Raw genomic sequence first — 18,061 nt, 5'->3', positions numbered from 1 at the left:
ACGATGCTTCACTACTTATTCACATACCTCGACAGAGTTTATGATATTCCCGGAGCAGGGCTGTTCCAGTATATTTCATTCAGGGCAGCTCTATCTACCATTTTATCGCTATTTATCTCCCTGATATATGGAAAGCGGATCATTAACTATCTGCGGGCCAAGCAAATTGGTGAAACCATCAGAGAACTTGGACTCGAGGGTCAGAATGAGAAAGCCGGCACTCCAACAATGGGTGGATTGATTATCCTTGGGGCGATCCTCATCCCTACCCTATTATTTGCCAAACTCAATAACATCTACATTCTTTTAATGCTGTTTGCAACCATCTGGCTTGGATTCATTGGGTTCCTCGACGATTATATCAAGGTATTCAAAAAGAACAAGGAGGGATTGGCAGGCAAATTCAAGATTATGGGACAGATAGTGGCAGGGATCGTTATTGGGCTGACACTCTATTTCAATGATAGTGTCGTGCTCAGGGAAAGGATGCCTGATAACAAAGTCACACTCACACCAGGTCAGCTTACCCCATTTGAGCAAGTGAAGGATCATAATGTAAAGTTCTATCCTGATCCGGTAAAATCAACGAAGACTACTATCCCCTTTTTCAAGAATAATGAATTCAATTATTCGATGCTTATTTCCTGGATGGGGAAAAATCATGAGAAATATACCTGGATTCTGTTTACGCTCATTGTCATCATCATTATAACTGCTGTTTCCAATGGTTCCAACCTCACGGATGGCATGGATGGACTGGCAACCGGGACTTCCGCAATCATTGGACTCACGCTTGGAGTACTGGCGTGGGTAAGTGGCAATATCGTTTTTGCAGATTACCTGAAAATCATGTACATCCCAAACACGGGTGAATTGGTAGTGTATATAAGTGCATTTGTCGGGGCATGTGTGGGATTCCTTTGGTATAACTCTTATCCAGCCCAGGTTTTCATGGGTGATACCGGGAGTCTGGCTTTAGGTGGCGCCATCGCAGCCTTTGCTATCATGATCCGCAAGGAATTGCTAATTCCGGTGTTATGCGGGATCTTCCTTGTTGAAAGCCTTTCAGTGATGATACAGGTAGCAAATTTTAAACGAACAAAACGGAAATATGGAGTAGGCAGGCGAATCTTCCTCATGGCGCCTCTTCATCATCATTTTCAAAAGAAAGGATATTCAGAACCGAAAATTGTCATGAGGTTTCTGATTATAGGAATTGCTTTGGCATTGCTGACCATTATAACCCTGAAGATCAGGTAATGAGCCAGCGTATAGCCATACTCGGAGCCGGAGAAAGTGGAACAGGTGCGGCGATCCTGGCTCAACAAAAAGGATTTGAGGTATTTGTATCGGATAGCGGAAAAATAAAATCAAAATACAGAAACGTTCTTTCACAAGCTGGGATTGCATTTGAAGAAGAAAAACATACTGCGAGCAATATCCTGAATGCAACAGAGGTGATCAAGAGCCCCGGAATTCCGGATTCAGCTCCCTTGGTCAGGGAACTCCTTAAAAAAGGAATTCCTGTAATCTCTGAGATTGAATTTGCAGGCCGGTATACCCGGGCTAAAAAGATCTGCATCACAGGGAGTAATGGTAAAACAACCACTACGATGCTTACATGGCATATTCTAAACCAGGCAGGCATCAATGCAGGATTAGGCGGTAATGTAGGAAAAAGTTTTGCATTACAGGTAGCAGAAGGGGAGCATGACTGGTATGTACTGGAGATCAGTTCCTTTCAACTCGATAATATGATTGAGTTCAAAGCTGATATAGCCATACTGACCAATATAACTCCAGATCATCTGGACCGATATGATCACCGCTTTGAGAACTATGTTGACTCAAAGTTTGGAATACTGAGGAACCAGGCTGCAACAGATTCTTTTATCTACTGCCTGGATGATGAAGTGAGTTGGAAAGAGATACAGAAAAGGGAAATTATTGGCCAGCAATATCCTTTTTCGACAGAAAGGGCCTTAACAAGCCCGGGTGCATCCCTGATCAAAAATGAAATGAGTATAAACATAAATAACGACCCCCTAAAAATGACATTGGAAGAATTAGCACTACAAGGACGTCACAACGTCTACAATTCCATGGCAGCAGGTATTGCCGGACGATTGCTTGATATCCGTAAAGAGAGTATCCGACAGTCGCTCAGTGATTTCCAGAACCTGGAACACAGGATGGAATCGGTTGCCCACATCCATGGAATCGACTTCATCAACGACTCGAAAGCAACCAATGTCAACAGCACCTGGTTTGCCCTGGAAAGTATTGACCGTCCGATTATCTGGATAGCAGGGGGAATTGACAAGGGAAATGATTATACCAGGCTTTTCGAACTTGTACAGAAGAAAGTAAGAGCCTTGATTTGCCTGGGCACTGATAATTCTATCCTTATTGACGCATTCCGAAGCAAGGTAGACTCATTGTATGAAACCCGTTCTGCTGAACAGGCTGTTGTGCTGGCCTATTCCATAGGCAAACCGGGTGAAGTGGTATTATTGTCACCGGCATGTGCCAGTTTCGATTTATTTGAGAACTATGAAGATAGGGGTCTACAATTCAAAAAAGCTGTAAAAAGCCTTTAACTGATATAAAATACAACATTCAAAGGAACTGATCATGGTGCAGATACTGCCAAAAATAAAAGGTGACAAGGTAATATGGGGAGTGGTGATTATCCTCTCGGTATTCTCTATTCTGGCGGTCTATAGCTCCACTACAACTTTAGCTTACCGGTTTAAACAAGGAAATACTGAATACTACCTGCTGAAGCACTTGAGTATTCTGCTTTTCGGATTCTTCCTGATGTATATTGCCCATAAGATCAAGTATGTATATTATGCCCGGATCTCCCAGCTGGCAATGATTATTTCAATTCCCCTTCTACTCTATACATTGGTATTTGGGGCCTCCATCAATGAAGCATCACGCTGGACAACCCTTCCAGGTGTAAACATCATGTTCCAACCTTCTGATTTTGCAAAGCTTGCATTAATCATGTTTGTTGCACGTATGCTTGCCAAAAAACAGGAAAACATCAAGGAGTTCAATAATGCTTTCATTCCTATCCTTCTGCCAATACTGGTAATTTGTTTTCTCATTCTCCCGGCTAACTTTTCTACAGCTGCCATCCTGTTTGCAACCTGTGCTGTATTAATGTTCATCGGAAGAGTGAATATGAAGTATCTGTTTGGGATGGCTGGAATTGGGGTAATCTTACTTACAGTTTTCATTGCCGTACTATTCATTTCCCCTAAATCCAGTGGCCGATTAGGCACCTGGCAAAACAGGGTGACTAATTTCTCAAGTGGGAATAGTGAAGAAAACTACCAGGTAGAACAAGCCAAGATCGCTATTGCCAGGGGAGGATTGGTAGGGAAACTACCCGGAAACAGTATGCAGAAAAATTTCCTTCCAAATCCTTTCAACGACTTCATTTATGCCATTATAGCTGAAGAGTATGGCATGATTGGAGCTGTGTTAATCCTGCTTATGTACATGATTTTACTATACAGGGGGATAGTGATTGTGGCAAAATCGCCCGGGAACTATGGAGCATTCCTTGCGATTGGTGTCACATTCAGCCTGGTCTTCCAGGCAATGATTAATATGGCCGTGGCAGTTAACCTGTTGCCGGTTACAGGACAACCTTTGCCATTAGTAAGTATGGGAGGAACCAGTATATGGTTTACCAGTATAGCATTGGGAATCATTTTAAGCGTGAGCAAGGAACTGGAATCGAATAAAGACGAGAAACAAGCAGAATATGCAACAACCTGATTCCATAAAAGTAATCCTCAGCGGAGGAGGTACCGGGGGACATATCTTCCCGGCTATCGCCATTGCCAATGCTATCAGGAACCAGGTACCTAATGCAGAATTCCTGTTTGTAGGAGCCAAAGGACGCATGGAGATGGAAAAGGTTCCGGCAGCCGGATTTAAAATCGAAGGACTATGGATCAGTGGTTTACAAAGAAGGTTAACCCTTGATAATCTCAGTTTTCCTTTCAAAGTGATTTCCAGTCTTATCAAAGCCCGCAGCATTATCCGGTCATTCGAACCAGATATCGTAATTGGAACCGGTGGTTATGCTTCAGGCCCGACCTTAAACGCTGCAGCTTCAATGGGTATTCCAACCCTCATCCAGGAACAGAACTCATATCCTGGTATCACCAATAAGATGCTGGCCAGTAAGGTCCAACTGATCTGTGTTGCTTACGAAGGAATGGAAAAATTCTTCCCCGCTTCCAAAATCAGAATTACCGGAAACCCCATCCGGCAAGATATCACAAGAAATAACCTCACGAAATCAGAGGCTCTAAGTTACTTTGGCTTGCAGGAAGGCCCAATAACCCTGCTGGTTGTAGGAGGAAGCTTAGGGGCACGTACCATCAACCAAAGCATTCATTCCGGACTCAATCTTCTGGCTGAACAAAATATACAGCTCATCTGGCAGACCGGTAAATCATATGCTGAAATCGCGGCAACATCAGTGAGTCCTTACAAGGGAAAAGGACTCATGACTACAGCCTTTATAAGCAGGATGGATATGGCTTATGCAGCTGCTGACATCGTGATATCGAGGTCAGGAGCCATTGCCATTTCCGAATTATGTGCTATTGGAAAACCATGCATCCTGGTACCCTCCCCTAATGTAACTGAAGATCATCAAACTAAAAATACCCTTGCCCTGACGGCTAAAAATGCAGCAATCATGGTAAAGGACAAGGATGCCGGACAAACACTGGTGAAAGAGGTGATTAAGCTCTCAGCTGACAAGGTGCTTCAGGATTCACTCCGGAAGAACATACTTGGCCTTGCTCATCCAGATGCGGCTGAAACCATTGCAAAGCATGCTTTAAGTCTGCTTAAAATCAAAAACTAAAACAACAAATAGGAAATTACACTCATCACTCAAAATAGCAACAACCATCAACTTATGCAACAGCTTCCCACTTCCGGCACCATTTATTTCCTGGGAATAGGAGGTATAGGTATGAGTGCCCTGGCAAGATATTTCCTCTCCTCCGGATGGAAAGTGCATGGGTATGACCGGACTCCTACTGCACTCACTGATCAGTTGCAGGAAGAAGGAATGGTTATCCATTTTGAGGAGAATATAACTCTGATTCCCAACCAGGTTAATCTTGTCGTTTATACACCGGCAGTTCCCATTGACCATGCCGAATACAGGTATTTTATCCAAAAGAAAATCAGTATCCTGAAAAGAGCCGAAGTATTGGGACTAATTGCTCAGGACTTCCAAACCATTGCTATTGCGGGAACTCATGGTAAAACAACTACAACGACCCTGGTTTCCCACTTGCTGAAACAATCAGAACTGGATTGCCAGGCATTTCTTGGAGGAATCAGCAAGAATTATGAAAGCAATCTTTTACTGTCCGATGAATCACCCTTCCTGGTAGCTGAAGCTGATGAATTTGACCGGTCATTCCTACAGCTTTTCCCATTCATTGCAGTGATCACCAGTATTGATGCTGACCACCTGGATATATATGGTGACCACTCCAAAATGCTGAGCACTTTCACTGAGTTTACAGGCAATATTATGCCAGGTGGAACCCTGATCCTCAAATCAGGCCTGGAACTTCCTCTTAAACTCCAGGAAGAGTGCACACTATATCACTACAGCATGGAAGGCTCCGGTGATTTCAAGGCTACCCATCTGGAACTAAGGGAAGGTCTCTATCATTTTGACTTCCACTTCCCCGGAGGTGTTTGGAAAGATTTAGTACTCGGGCTTCCCGGATTATATAATGTTGAAAATGCCGTTGCAGCATTGGCAGCAGTATGGCTTTGCGGAGCTGATGAAGATGACATCAGGCCAGCGCTTGAATCTTTCCAGGGAGTTAGAAGAAGATTCGATATTCGATTCAGGGGAAAGAACAAAGTGTATATTGATGACTATGCCCATCACCCGGCTGAACTAACAGCCAGTATCACCGCGGCACGAAAGCTTTTCCCGGGGAAAAAGATTACCGGTATTTTTCAACCGCATCTTTTTAGCCGAACACGTGACTTCGCTGATGACTTTGCAAAGTCCCTGGAGTTATTGGATGAAATCATCCTTTTACCAATCTATCCTGCCAGGGAAATGCCTATACCCGGAATAAACTCTGAAATGCTGCAATCAAAAATCCAAGGTGACAAATGTATCCTTGCCAGCTTGCAGGATTTTCCGGAACGCCTGGATGTGAACAATTTAGAAGTACTAATGACCTTAGGTGCAGGCGATATTGATACTCTGGCTGCACCCATCGAACGATACCTGACCTTAAAATTATCATAAGAAAATGAAAATATTCCTGCAGATTCTCCTCCTGGTATTATGGCTCGGCCTGGCAGCCGGAGCTGTTGTATTGATGGGCTTTTCGAACAGGAACCATGAGGTTAAAGCGTGTTCCGGCCTGGAGGTTAAACTTCGAGATGCCGGTCCCGACCCCCTTTTCACAGCCTTTGATTTGAAGAAACAGCTTAATGATCGCTTTGGAAAATTTGAGAAGCAACTCTTACTTGATATTGAAATTGAAAAAATCATTGAATTCCTGGGTAAGAACCCAAGCATTGACTACGTGGATGCTCATACCACAATTGAAGGCAAGATAGTAGTAGAAGTTACACCCTGTCGACCCCTGGTACGCCTGATCAATTCAATGGGTACCAGTTTTTACCTGGATGTGAATGGCAAACTGATCCCGGCAAATCCTTTTTATCCTTCACGCGTGGTTGTTGCCAATGGAGAATTCAATATTCCAATTAAAACGGGAAAGTCCATTTTTACAAAGAAAGATGGTAAAACCACTGCTATCCCAAATGCAAAATCTCTGGCCGACATTCACATGATAGCAGAGATGCTGGAGACTGACAGTGTCCTGAATGCGCTCATTGAGCAGATATACATCAAACCGGACGGAACCATCCGAATGGCTACCAAAGCAGGTTCACATTCGGTTGAATTTGGGGATACTTCTGATGCCCGTCAAAAGTTTGAGAACCTGAAAATATTTTATAAACACGGCTTATCCAGGACGGGTTGGCAAAAATACAAGGTGATCAACCTCACCTATAAGAATCAAGTTGTCTGTACTAAATAAATTATCATGGAATCGGAAATCATTGTCGGGCTCGACATAGGAACAACCAAAATAGCAGCCATTGTAGGCCGTAAGAATGACCTTGGAAAGATCGAGGTCCTCGGATATGGACGCAGTGAATCTATTGGGGTGCGCAGGGGTGTAATCACCAATATTGAAAATACTGTGCAGTCGATACAGGCTGCTGTAAAGGAAGCCGAATCCAGGTCAGGAGTGAATATCCGCACGGTAAATGTCGGAATAGCAGGACAACATATCCGCAGTTTGCAGCATCGTGGCAATATGATCCGCAGGAATCCGGATATTGAGATCAGCCAGGATGACCTGGATTACCTGACATCAAGTATGTATAACCTGGCTATGAATCCCGGAGAAAAAATCATTGACGTGATTCCGCAGGAATATACCATTGATGGAGAATCCGGTGTAAAAGAGCCAAAAGGACAGATGGGCCATCAGATAGAGGCTAATTTTCATATTATCACCGGGCAGACCTCGGCAGCGATGAATATCCTGAAGTGCGTTCAGAAGGCAGGGTATAATGTAGAAAACATGATACTTGAGCCCCTGGCATCATCAGAATCGGTTCTTAGTGACGAAGAAAAGGAAGCCGGTGTTGTGCTGGTTGATATTGGCGGAGGCACCACAGACCTTGCCATATACCTTGATGGAATTATCCGGCATACCGCTGTAATACCTTTCGGAGGAGATATCATTACAGAAGACATCAAGACAGGATGTAGCATCATCAAGAAACATGCTGAAGACCTGAAGGTAAAATTTGGTTCTGCCCTGGCACGTGAAAACAAGAATGAAGAAGTTGTTGCTATACCCGGACTGAGAGGCAGGCCACCAAAAGAAATTACCCTGAAAAACCTGGCCAGCATTATACAGGCCCGAATGGAAGAAATCATTGAATATGTCTACCAGGAGATTAAATCTACCGGACTTGAAAGAAGGCTTATTGGTGGAATCGTACTCACCGGTGGTGGAGCCATGCTGAAACATATTGAACAGCTGACTCAATTCATGACCGCAATGGATACCAGGATTGGATATCCCAGCGAACACCTGGCAAGTACTGTGCCTGAAGAGATCACAAGTCCTATGTATGCAACAGGTATAGGATTGGTAATGTTAGGATTGGATCGTTTCGAACAGACTAAATCCTTACCACAGGAAGTAGAAATTCAAGAACCAGACAAAGAAAAACCAAAGAAAACAGCCAAAAAATCTGGAGCCGGAAAAGGTATAGTGGACTGGTTCAATAAGTTCTTTGAAGAAGGTATAAGTTAAGGTTTGTGAGGAAATGCATCAAACACGTGCAATACACCGACAAATCAATAATACAATCAAGACTGGCAAAGAAAAAAACTGCTTAAAATTGAAATTACCAATTGACGAAAAATCTCAATAAAATGCAGTTAATAATTAACAATCATTTTGTTAGTAAATATTCAAGGATAGTAAACAATACAGGATTAATAATCATCTAATTTTAGGAGGAGAAAAATGTTAGAAATGCTGAAATTCGACCTGCCAAAGGAACAGGCTTCAATCATCAAGGTCATAGGTGTTGGTGGCGGCGGTAGCAATGCTGTAACACATATGTTCAAGCAAGGAATTAAAGGCGTTGATTTCTACATCTGCAATACCGATGTTCAATCATTGTCGTTGAGTCCTGTTCCCAATAAGATATCACTCGGAGCTACCGGTCTCGGGGCCGGCTCAATACCTTCTGTTGGACGCGATTCTGCCCTGCAAAGGGAATCTGATATTCGTGGCATACTGGAGCATAATACCTCTATGTTGTTCATTACTGCCGGAATGGGTGGTGGAACCGGGACCGGTGCTGCCCCTGTAATTGCACGAATTGCCCGTGAACTTGGTATCCTCACAGTAGGCATCGTAACCAAACCTTTCAATTTCGAAGGCAGGAAACGACTACAACAAGCTGAAGTTGGTATTGAAGAACTCAAGAAATATGTAGATACCATACTGGTTATCTGCAATGATAAACTTCTCGATCTGCAAGGTGACCTCAAGTTAAGCCAGGCATTTGGCAAGGCTGATGATGTCCTGACTATTGCAGCCAAAGGTATTGCTGAAATCATTACTGTTACAGGCCGCATCAATGTGGACTTTGAAGATGTTAAGACAGTGATGAGCAGCAGTGGGAAAGCGATTATGGGTGCAGGCATTGCCAGTGGCCCCGACCGTGCCATGGAAGCCGTTCAACACGCACTTACATCTCCTTTGCTTGATGATACTGATATCAAAGGTGCTGACCATGTCCTGCTTTATATCACTTCCGGAAAGAATGAAATCTCTCTTGAAGAATTGAATGAGATTACTGCCTATATTACATCACAGGCAGGCGAAACCGCGAATGTATTCTGGGGTGATGGCATCGATGAATCGCTCGACGATGAGATAGCCATTACATTGATTGCCACTGGGTTTGATAAAAAAAACCGTATTGTTCATAAAATGGATGAGGAGACCCAGAACAGCTTTCAACTGCCTTCCTTTCTCACCAGCCGACCCGAACCTGTAAATGAGGTTACACTTATTGATAAGAGTATTCATGCACCCGTTGCCCGGGTTGAAGAACCTATTCAGATTGTACCGGAAATAAATATTGATACTCCTCTTACCCTGTTCGAACAGGCTCCAAAAGCTATCGTGAAGGAAGAACCTGTTATAGACAGAACTCCAGTTTCCCCGGAACCTCTTGAAATTCGTCCTGTTATCAAAAATGAACCTGAATTCGAGATAATCAGCCGTCCGCGCATTGAAACCCCTCCCACTCCCCAGGCTCCTGTAAGCACGCATAAACCATTGGTATTCCCAAATCAAAGGGAACCTGAATCACAGCGCCTTGACAGGGTTAGCAAGCTGAAAGACCTGAGTTTCATGAAGTCGAAGAATACAGGCTCCATTGAAGAAATGGAAAAACAACCGGCTTACATGCGCAGGAATGTGGAACTTCAGGATACGAATAATACCGATGATACCAATATCTCGAGGTATACTTTGAACACTGAAAATGCTTCAAGAACCATTCTAAAAGAGGGCAATCCCTTCTTTACTGATAATGTCGATTAAACTAAACTGGCTTTACCTGGCCATTTCTTTATAAAAGTCTCAGAAAATGGAACTGGAAATTCTCATCAACGAAGATATCAAGCAGGCAATGCTCAATAAAGACAAAGCCAAACTTGAAGCCTTGCGTGCCATCAAAGCCGCTCTCCTCCTTGAAAAAACAGGCAAAGATGTCAGCAGTGGCGAGATTCCCGGTGAAGTTGAACTCAAACTTTTACAGAAACTGGTAAAACAACGCAGGGAAAGTGCTGAGGTTTATAAAGCCCAGCAGCGTCCTGAACTGGCAGAAGTTGAAATTTTCCAGGCCTCTATCATCGAAAAGTACCTTCCTGAACAAATGAGTGAAGATGAGTTGAAAGCTGTCATCCAGCGGATCATCGTAACTACCGGAGCTCAAAGCATAAAAGATATGGGCAAGGTAATGGGAATAGCAGGCAAGGAACTGGCCGGAAAGGCCGATAACAAGACCGTTGCAGATCTGATCAAACAAGCATTGGGATCTTAACTGGTGTAAACCAACCACCAAGACCCATCATTCATCAATGGGTAACAAAAAAAAATCCTGTCAGCAATGACAGGATTTTTTCTTTTCAGAAGCCAGGCTTATGCGCCCAACTGCAGACGGTAGAATTTAGTTACCGTTAGATCCTTATTGGCCTTAGTGATATAATCACGGATTGAAAGCTTATTATCATTGATAAATTCCTGGTTTAACAGGGTGCTTTCTTTGTAGAACTTATTGAGTTTGCCCATGGCAATCTTTTCAACCATTTCTTCTGGTTTACCTTCAGCACGAGCCTGGTCCTTACCGATTTCCATTTCTCTTTCGATCAAATCCTTAGCCACATCGTCCTTATCAAGGGCAACAGGGTTCATTGCAGCAACCTGCATAGCGACAAACTTTCCAACCTCATCTAATTCAGCTACATTGTCCATGTTGAAACCAAGAATGGTAGCAAGCTTATTTCCAAAATGGTTATAAGCAACAACGCGGGGAGCTTCGATACATTCGTAATGAGCAAGTTCCATCTTCTCGCCGGTTTTTCCGGTAAGATCAGTAACACTCTCACTAATGCTGCGTCCATCGAGGGTAAGAGCTTTCAGAGCCTCAAGTGAACTACATTTAACTTCAATAGAAAGATCAAGTACACGTTTAGCAAATTCAATGAATTCTTCATTCTTGGCCACGAAATCAGTTTCGCAGTTCAGCATGATGATAGCACCAAATTTCTTATCGTCACTGGTCCTGGCAATCACAATACCCTGGTTGGCATCACGATCGGCACGTTTCAGTGCTAATTTCTGACCTTTTTTGCGAAGGATATCAATTGCTTTTTCAATATCGCCATCGGCTTCTACGAGGGCATTTTTACAATCCATCATACCGGCACCGGTCTGCTGACGGAGTTTGTTTACTTCTGAAGCTGTAATATTAGCCATTTGTTTTATTTCTTATTGTTATAACTTATGCAATATACCATTTAAGGCATATCTGCATATTATCATATTATTGTTCTATCGAAAACTTTGTGTTAAAAGCTTAAGAGAATCTGATCCACTTAATACGCGCCGGGCTTAAACCCCTTATACTCAAAAGTGTGATCAGAAAGTAACCCAAAAAAGAGATTATGGTCTTGGTTTCCTGGGAGCGCTACTTGGGCCTGGTTTGCGGGCTACCACTTTGCGGGGACGTTTTGAACGTTCGTCACTGGATTCTTCACCTTCTGCAAGGCGTTTCTTACGGGCAATTTCGCGTTCAGCTGCAGTTTCTTCTTCATCCAGATCATCAATACCGATACGAACACCGTTTTCATCAAACTCTTCGTGATCGTCATCGCTTCTCTTTTCGCGGTCGAGTTTACGTTCTGATAAACCTTCTTCGATGGCTTCAACTACTTTCCTTACAACCAGTGCGATGGATTTTGAAGCATCGTCGTTGGCTGGAATAGGGAAATCCACGAGATTCGGGTCACTGTTGGTATCAACGATTGCGAAAGTAGGGATGTTAAGTTTGCGGGCTTCTGCAATTGCAATATGTTCTTTCATGATATCGACAACGAAAATGGCTGCAGGCAGCTTATTCAGGTCGGCGATTGAACCCAGGTTCTTTTCAAGTTTAGCACGTTCGCGGGTAATCTGCAGACGTTCACGTTTTGAAATATTGGTAAAACTGGGGCTTGTCATCAGTTTATCCAGGGAAGCCATTTTCTTGACGGCTTTACGGATGGTAGCGAAGTTGGTAAGCATTCCACCGGGCCAGCGTTCAGTAACGTAAGGCATATTTACCGGCTTTACCAGTTCCGAAACAAGAGCTTTAGCCTGTTTCTTGGTGGCAACGAAAAGCACCTTTTTACCTGATTTAGAGATCTGCTTAAGGGCAGAGGCTGCTTCGTCAATTTTTGCGACGGTTTTATAGAGGTCGATGATGTGGATTCCGTTACGCTCCATAAAAATATAAGGAGCCATGTTGGGATTCCATTTACGGCGGAGGTGACCGAAATGTGCACCTGCATCGAGTAATTCTTCAAAAGTTGTTCTTGCCATTTTAATTATTCCTGTTTTAGTTTACTTTCCGTTAATTAAACAATTGCCAGGTAGTCCGCCTTAGGAGGAGTCCTGGCAATTTAGATGCTAAACTACCTTCACGCACATTTTAACGCTTGCTGAACTGGAAGCGCTTACGGGCTTTCTTCTGACCGAATTTCTTACGTTCCACCATACGTGGGTCGCGACGAAGTAATCCTTTAGCCTTAAGAGGGGGGCGCATTTCAGGATCAATTTCGCAAAGGATGCGGGAGATACCCAAACGAAGGGCTTCAGCCTGTCCTTTAACTCCACCACCGTCCATATTGACAGTAACATCGTATTTGCCAAATGTATTGGTGATATGGAAAGGCTGTTCTACAGTTGCCTGCAGGATAGCCACCGGGAAATATTCTTTATAGTCGCGTCCGTTAACGGTAATGGTACCGGTACCTTCCTTTAGATAGACCCTTGCGATTGCAGTCTTACGACGGCCAACAGCATTCGTATTCTCCATGTGATTTATTTGATTTCGTTAATGTTAATCAATCTTGGTTTCTGAGCTCCGTGATCGTGTTCGCTTCCAACGAATACGCGCAGGTTGCGGAATAATTCTGCACCTAAGCGGTTTTTGGGGAGCATTCCACGAATGGCTTCTTCCACAATATATTCAGGTTTCTTACGCAGAACTTCCCTTGGGGTAGCCTTTTTCTGACCTCCGGGATATCCTGAATAATGGATATATTCCTTATCATCCATCTTGGCACCAGTAAAACGAACCTTCTCAGCATTGATGATAATGACGTTATCGCCACAATCCATATGCGGAGTATAATTGGTTTTGTACTTGCCACGGAGTAAGCTGGCAACCTTGGTAGCAAGGCGACCTACGACTTCGTTCTCAGCATCCACCAGCAACCATTCTTTTGTGATCTGGTCAGCTTTCGGGGTCAGCGTCCTGTAACTTAGTGTATTCATGTGAATTGTAATAGTCTGTTAATCAAATTTTCCTTTTTGTCTTAAAAGGGGTGCAAAGGTAAAACCTTTTTTCTATTATACAAAAAATGAAAGAGAATATTTTAATGTCTAATGTCTAATGGCGGATGTATAATGTCTAATGTATAATTTCGGATGTATAATGTCTAATGTCTAATGGTGAATATCTAATTGCGGATTGCGGATTGTGGATTGCGGATTGTGCCCGAAGGGGAGCCTTTGGCTTAGAGATGAAGAGAGGTGGAGATGAGGAGAGGCGGAGATTTGGGGATGTGGAGATGAAGGGGATGAGAGGAGGGATGCCAGGGGGGCTGGCTTGGAGATGAGGAGAGGTGGAGATTTGGGGATGTGGGGATGCCCCGAAGGGGAGCATTGGCTTGGGGAGTTGGAGATGAGGAGCTAAGAAACAGCAAATTTTAGTGTCTCCCTGAGCGGAGCCAGAGGGTGGACCTGGAGATCTAGCCAGGATAGATTCAACTTCTGCGCTCATTCGAGAAAAGACTTGGGACTTGGTTGGTCCGCCAGCTGGCGATTGAGACTTGAGACTTGGTCCGCTAGGCGTATGGGACTTTAAAAAAAAAACCACTTTTAAGTAGGTGGAAAGAATAAAAACATTAACTTTGCATCTCAAAGTACTTTAAATATCCTGTATGGAACCGAAGGAAGATTACAAACAAACCTTAGCCGACATCCGTAACCTGATGGACCATTCAGCCAGGTTTCAGTCGTTAAGCGGACTGGCCGGAATTAGTTCAGGACTGGCAGCTTTAGCCGGACTTGCAATTTTTTACCTCTATTTCGGCTATAGCCTCTTCGAACCTTTCCTTTTCGTAAACTACCAAACTGTTCCATTTTTAATGATGGATGGAACCGTTATACTATTGGTCTCGCTGATCATGGCCTTTGTATTAACAAAACGAAACGCCCAAAAACATAAAGAAAAGCTATGGACTCCTATATTTAAAAGAGTACTGCTATTCTGGTCGATCCCAATGGCAAGTGGCGGGATATTACTTCTCCCCTACTTTAGTGGCAGCGGACCCATACTCTTCCCAACAGCCATCGCTCTCACTCTGGTATTCTACGGACTTGCTCTCATCAGTGCCAGCCGGTATAGCCTGAATGAACTCTTCTGGCTGGGAATTGTAAACCTCCTTCTCGGACTCATCGCTTTCTTCCTCTGGAAATATAGCCTGATCTTCTGGGGACTGGGATTTGGGGTGATGAATGTTGTTTTTGGAGTTTACGTTTACAGGAAACATGAAGTTAATTTGAAAATTTGAAAATTTGACAATTTGAGGATGTGAGGGATGAGGCTGGAAGATGATGAGGATGTGAAATTGAAAATGGAAAGATTTGAAAAACTGAAAATTTACCATCCACCAGCCTGCGGCTCAAAATTTGAAATCCGACAATTCGACAATTTCAAGGAACAATCCAAGAATCTGAAAATGAATTCCGACCATCCGACATCAGACATACCAAAATCAAATCACATTCAACATCCGACATCAAAATCCGACATCCAAATCCGACATCAAAAATCAGACATTCAACATCCGACATCAGACATCCAACATCCGACATCAACATCCAACATCCAACATCCGACATCCGACATCCGACATCCGACATCCGACATCTAAAATCCACAATGACCAACCCAATCCGCCAACTCAATAAAGCATTCGACAGCCGCATCCGTCTGGGGATCATGGCATTGCTGATGGTGAATGAGAAGATGGATTTCAATACACTCAAAGATACCCTGGAATTGACCGACGGAAACCTGGCCAGCCACCTCTCAGCACTCGAACAACTTGAATTTATTAGGGTACAGAAACAATTTATCGGAAGAAAACCTAATACGACCTTCTTCGCAACTGTTGCAGGCCGGGAAGCTTTTAAAAAACATATCGACGGACTTGAACAAATGCTTAAAACAGAGTTATAATTCATGACATCCTTAATCCCTCCAAATTGACATCTATATACAAAATCAAACACTTTTTTTTGGTTAATTCACTTTGTCTTTCAAAGTTCTTTTAAAACTATTTCTATGAAAACTCAATGGTTAAGACTTTTATCACTTCTCGCAGGGATCATCATTTTCGATTTCCTGTTTTATAATCAGTCACCGGGACTGAATACGCTTCTTTTTGTGCCTATCCTTATCATCCTTATCTATGTAAGCAGGAAGCCTGAAATAAAAAGTGCGCAGCTAATAATCAGTCTGCTGGGCTGGGGAATAGCAGGAATAGGTGTTGCACTTTATACTTCTCCCATATCCGTACTGGCATATATGGGTAGTTTTCTCGCCTTCCTTGGATTCAGCTTCAAACCGGAACTGAAATCCTTGTTATCGGCGGTAATGCAATCAGGTCTTAACTTTTTTCTGCGCCTTTCGCAATGTTATCGGAAGTATCTGATATTTTGAGAATCAGGAACCGCTTACCCTGGTTATTGAAAGCAGTGAAACTATTTGTCATCCCGATTCTGCTCCTGATTCTTTTCACTACCATCTTTCGCTTTGCCAATCTTCGGTTCAATGAATATTTCCTTCAGTTGGATGAGTATTTCAGGCAATTCCTCGCCTGGCTTGAACAATACCTGACCCTTGAGCATGTTTTCTTTATCATATTCACCTCACTCCTTATAATTGGCGGCTTATACCAAAGCAAGTGGGTGGACTGGTCAAAAAGAGAGATCCACAAAAATGATCATCTGATCCGAACCAGGCAGAAGAGCAGATATACCCTACCCTTTTCCCAACGGAATATGGCGTTAAAAGATGAATACAGAGTAGGCATTATCCTGCTGGTGATGTTGAATCTGCTATTGCTGGTGGTGAACGTTACAGAAGTCCTTGAAATGGGCAAAGATTACCATACAATTTCTGCTGCCCGGATGTCAGGGAACCTGCATGATGGAACTTTCCTACTGATCTTCAGCATTATACTGTCGATTATTGTGATGATGGTGCTCTTCAGGCGGAATCTGAATTTCTATTCCCGTAATCAGTGGCTGGTAAAGGGCGCTATAGTCTGGATTTTTCAAAACCTGGTATTGGGGTTGAATGTAGCATGGAAAAACTGGTTCTATATTAGTCAGTATGGACTAACATATAAAAGAATAGGTATCATTTTTTTCCTGTTACTAATAATGACCGGATTAGTATTGCTGATGACAAAAATCAGGAAACGGAAATCGGGATGGTACCTTGTGAAAGCAAATGCCTGGAGTTTTTATGCACTTTTCCTGATTCTGAGTGTGATAGACTGGGACACCTTAATTATTCATTACAATCTGCGTCCCACAGCACCCAAGGTGGATGGATGGTATTTATTACAAATGCCGCAGGACAATATCAAATTGCTTAATTTGAATAAAGAAAGAATACGACAGGCTGATCCCAATGTTGCCAGCTATATTGATGAGGAACTAAGGAAAATGTCAGAAAGCTATCAGAAAACACTTGCATCAAAAGAATGGCAATCATACAGCCTCAGAGACTGGCAGGCAAAGAGATTCCTGGAGAACCGGGAATAATTAAAATTATAAACAAAATATGTTCTGAGCAACCTGTTAATTCAACCGATATAAAGATTCGTGAAATTCGTGGATAAAGCTTCTTGTTTCTGAATAATTGAGATGAATTTGAGATTTTAGCCACATAATTTGATGCGTATGTTACAAAAACGAGAACCCTGGATAGCCGTAACCCTTTTTGCCATAGCGATGGGGTTGCTTGAGACTATCGTTGTTATCTACCTCAGGGAATTGTATTATCCGGAAGGTTTTGTTTTCCCGGTGAAGGCGATGGCTCCTCATATCATTTCCACGGAGTTGCTGCGGGAACTTGCCACCCTGGTGATGCTGCTGACTGTTGGAATTATCGCGGGGAAAAATGGAACTACGCGTTTTGCCTGGTTTATCTATGCTTTCGCAATCTGGGATATTTTCTATTACATTTTCCTGAAATGGCTGGTTAACTGGCCCGATTCGCTTATGACATGGGATATCCTTTTCCTGATTCCACTGACATGGGTCGGGCCAGTGCTGGGGCCTGTAATCAACTCATTGATGATGATCCTGTTGGCTGTTTTATTGATCATGGCGAATAAAACTAGGATTTTTAACCTTGCACTGCTGGAATGGTCGCTTTTGATTGCAGGTTCAGGATTGGTGATCATCGCTTATGTGAGAGGATATACTGTCTATATGATGGAGAAGTTCCCGTTTGCTGAATTGTTTGATGGTTCGAAAATGGATGAATTGGTAGGATATGCTTCATTGTTTATCCCGGT

18 protein-coding genes are annotated in these 18,061 nt (G+C 43.1%); 14 read left to right on the top strand and 4 right to left on the bottom strand.

Annotated features, from left to right (window positions below):
* The first annotated feature begins 3 nt into the window (after positions 1 to 3).
* From IPH84_12680 to IPH84_12640, 9 genes are all read left to right on the top strand, one after another.
* Positions 4 to 1,260 carry a phospho-N-acetylmuramoyl-pentapeptide-transferase gene (locus IPH84_12680; GenBank protein MBK7174060.1) on the top strand — a complete coding sequence of 419 codons (1,257 nt, stop codon included), beginning with the start codon at positions 4 to 6 and terminating at the stop codon, positions 1,258 to 1,260.
* A complete protein-coding gene (murD, locus tag IPH84_12675; GenBank protein MBK7174059.1) occupies positions 1,260 to 2,600 on the top strand; it encodes a UDP-N-acetylmuramoyl-L-alanine--D-glutamate ligase in 1,341 nt (446 codons plus the stop codon). The genes IPH84_12680 and murD overlap by 1 nt, the downstream gene beginning before the upstream one ends.
* A gap of 34 nt (positions 2,601 to 2,634) precedes the next feature.
* Positions 2,635 to 3,795, top strand: coding sequence for a cell division protein FtsW (locus IPH84_12670; protein ID MBK7174058.1), 1,161 nt, complete (start codon positions 2,635 to 2,637; stop codon positions 3,793 to 3,795).
* Entirely contained in the window at positions 3,782 to 4,900 is a 1,119-nt protein-coding gene (gene murG / locus IPH84_12665; GenBank protein ID MBK7174057.1) for an undecaprenyldiphospho-muramoylpentapeptide beta-N-acetylglucosaminyltransferase, read from the top strand. The genes IPH84_12670 and murG overlap by 14 nt, the downstream gene beginning before the upstream one ends.
* A gap of 54 nt (positions 4,901 to 4,954) precedes the next feature.
* Positions 4,955 to 6,325, top strand: a complete 1,371-nt coding sequence (locus IPH84_12660) for a UDP-N-acetylmuramate--L-alanine ligase (protein ID MBK7174056.1) — start codon at positions 4,955 to 4,957, stop codon at positions 6,323 to 6,325.
* 4 nt (positions 6,326 to 6,329) lie between these two features.
* A complete protein-coding gene (locus IPH84_12655) occupies positions 6,330 to 7,130 on the top strand; it encodes a hypothetical protein (protein ID MBK7174055.1) in 801 nt (266 codons plus the stop codon).
* A 6-nt stretch (positions 7,131 to 7,136) separates the two neighbouring features.
* Positions 7,137 to 8,426, top strand: a complete 1,290-nt coding sequence (gene ftsA / locus IPH84_12650; protein ID MBK7174054.1) for a cell division protein FtsA — start codon at positions 7,137 to 7,139, stop codon at positions 8,424 to 8,426.
* A 228-nt stretch (positions 8,427 to 8,654) separates the two neighbouring features.
* Positions 8,655 to 10,238 (top strand): cell division protein FtsZ, encoded by a 1,584-nt coding sequence (gene ftsZ, locus IPH84_12645; protein MBK7174053.1) that lies wholly within the window; start codon positions 8,655 to 8,657, stop codon positions 10,236 to 10,238.
* Positions 10,239 to 10,284: 46 nt separating this feature from the next.
* Positions 10,285 to 10,740, top strand: a complete 456-nt coding sequence (locus IPH84_12640; protein ID MBK7174052.1) for a GatB/YqeY domain-containing protein — start codon at positions 10,285 to 10,287, stop codon at positions 10,738 to 10,740.
* Positions 10,741 to 10,838: 98 nt separating this feature from the next.
* Here IPH84_12640 and IPH84_12635 read toward each other — a convergent pair whose 3' ends face one another.
* The 4 genes from IPH84_12635 to rplM form a co-directional block, all read right to left on the bottom strand.
* Positions 10,839 to 11,675: an elongation factor Ts gene (locus IPH84_12635; protein ID MBK7174051.1), complete on the bottom strand. Its 837-nt coding sequence runs from the start codon at positions 11,673 to 11,675 to the stop codon at positions 10,839 to 10,841.
* A gap of 186 nt (positions 11,676 to 11,861) precedes the next feature.
* Positions 11,862 to 12,779: a 30S ribosomal protein S2 gene (rpsB, locus tag IPH84_12630; GenBank protein MBK7174050.1), complete on the bottom strand. Its 918-nt coding sequence runs from the start codon at positions 12,777 to 12,779 to the stop codon at positions 11,862 to 11,864.
* Between the two features lie 109 nt (positions 12,780 to 12,888).
* Positions 12,889 to 13,275 carry a 30S ribosomal protein S9 gene (gene rpsI / locus IPH84_12625; protein ID MBK7174049.1) on the bottom strand — a complete coding sequence of 129 codons (387 nt, stop codon included), beginning with the start codon at positions 13,273 to 13,275 and terminating at the stop codon, positions 12,889 to 12,891.
* 5 nt (positions 13,276 to 13,280) lie between these two features.
* Positions 13,281 to 13,736, bottom strand: coding sequence for a 50S ribosomal protein L13 (gene rplM, locus IPH84_12620; GenBank protein ID MBK7174048.1), 456 nt, complete (start codon positions 13,734 to 13,736; stop codon positions 13,281 to 13,283).
* 668 nt (positions 13,737 to 14,404) lie between these two features.
* On the opposite strand from rplM, the gene IPH84_12615 reads away from it, so the two are divergent.
* From IPH84_12615 to IPH84_12595, 5 genes are all read left to right on the top strand, one after another.
* Entirely contained in the window at positions 14,405 to 15,037 is a 633-nt protein-coding gene (locus IPH84_12615) for a hypothetical protein (GenBank protein MBK7174047.1), read from the top strand.
* A gap of 371 nt (positions 15,038 to 15,408) precedes the next feature.
* Positions 15,409 to 15,708 (top strand): transcriptional regulator, encoded by a 300-nt coding sequence (locus tag IPH84_12610; GenBank protein ID MBK7174046.1) that lies wholly within the window; start codon positions 15,409 to 15,411, stop codon positions 15,706 to 15,708.
* 105 nt (positions 15,709 to 15,813) lie between these two features.
* Complete coding sequence (locus IPH84_12605; protein ID MBK7174045.1) at positions 15,814 to 16,191, top strand: hypothetical protein; 378 nt, start codon at positions 15,814 to 15,816, stop codon at positions 16,189 to 16,191.
* Positions 16,164 to 17,303 carry a DUF4173 domain-containing protein gene (locus tag IPH84_12600; protein MBK7174044.1) on the top strand — a complete coding sequence of 380 codons (1,140 nt, stop codon included), beginning with the start codon at positions 16,164 to 16,166 and terminating at the stop codon, positions 17,301 to 17,303. The genes IPH84_12605 and IPH84_12600 overlap by 28 nt, the downstream gene beginning before the upstream one ends.
* 138 nt (positions 17,304 to 17,441) lie before the next feature.
* A partial coding sequence (locus IPH84_12595) for a hypothetical protein (GenBank protein MBK7174043.1) occupies positions 17,442 to 18,061 on the top strand: 620 nt, incomplete at its 3' end.

This window comes from Bacteroidales bacterium, assembly GCA_016707785.1.
Lineage (GTDB): Bacteria > Bacteroidota > Bacteroidia > Bacteroidales > UBA4417 > UBA4417.
Note: the sequence above shows the minus strand (reverse complement) of the source record. Positions and strands in the feature narration are given on the sequence as shown.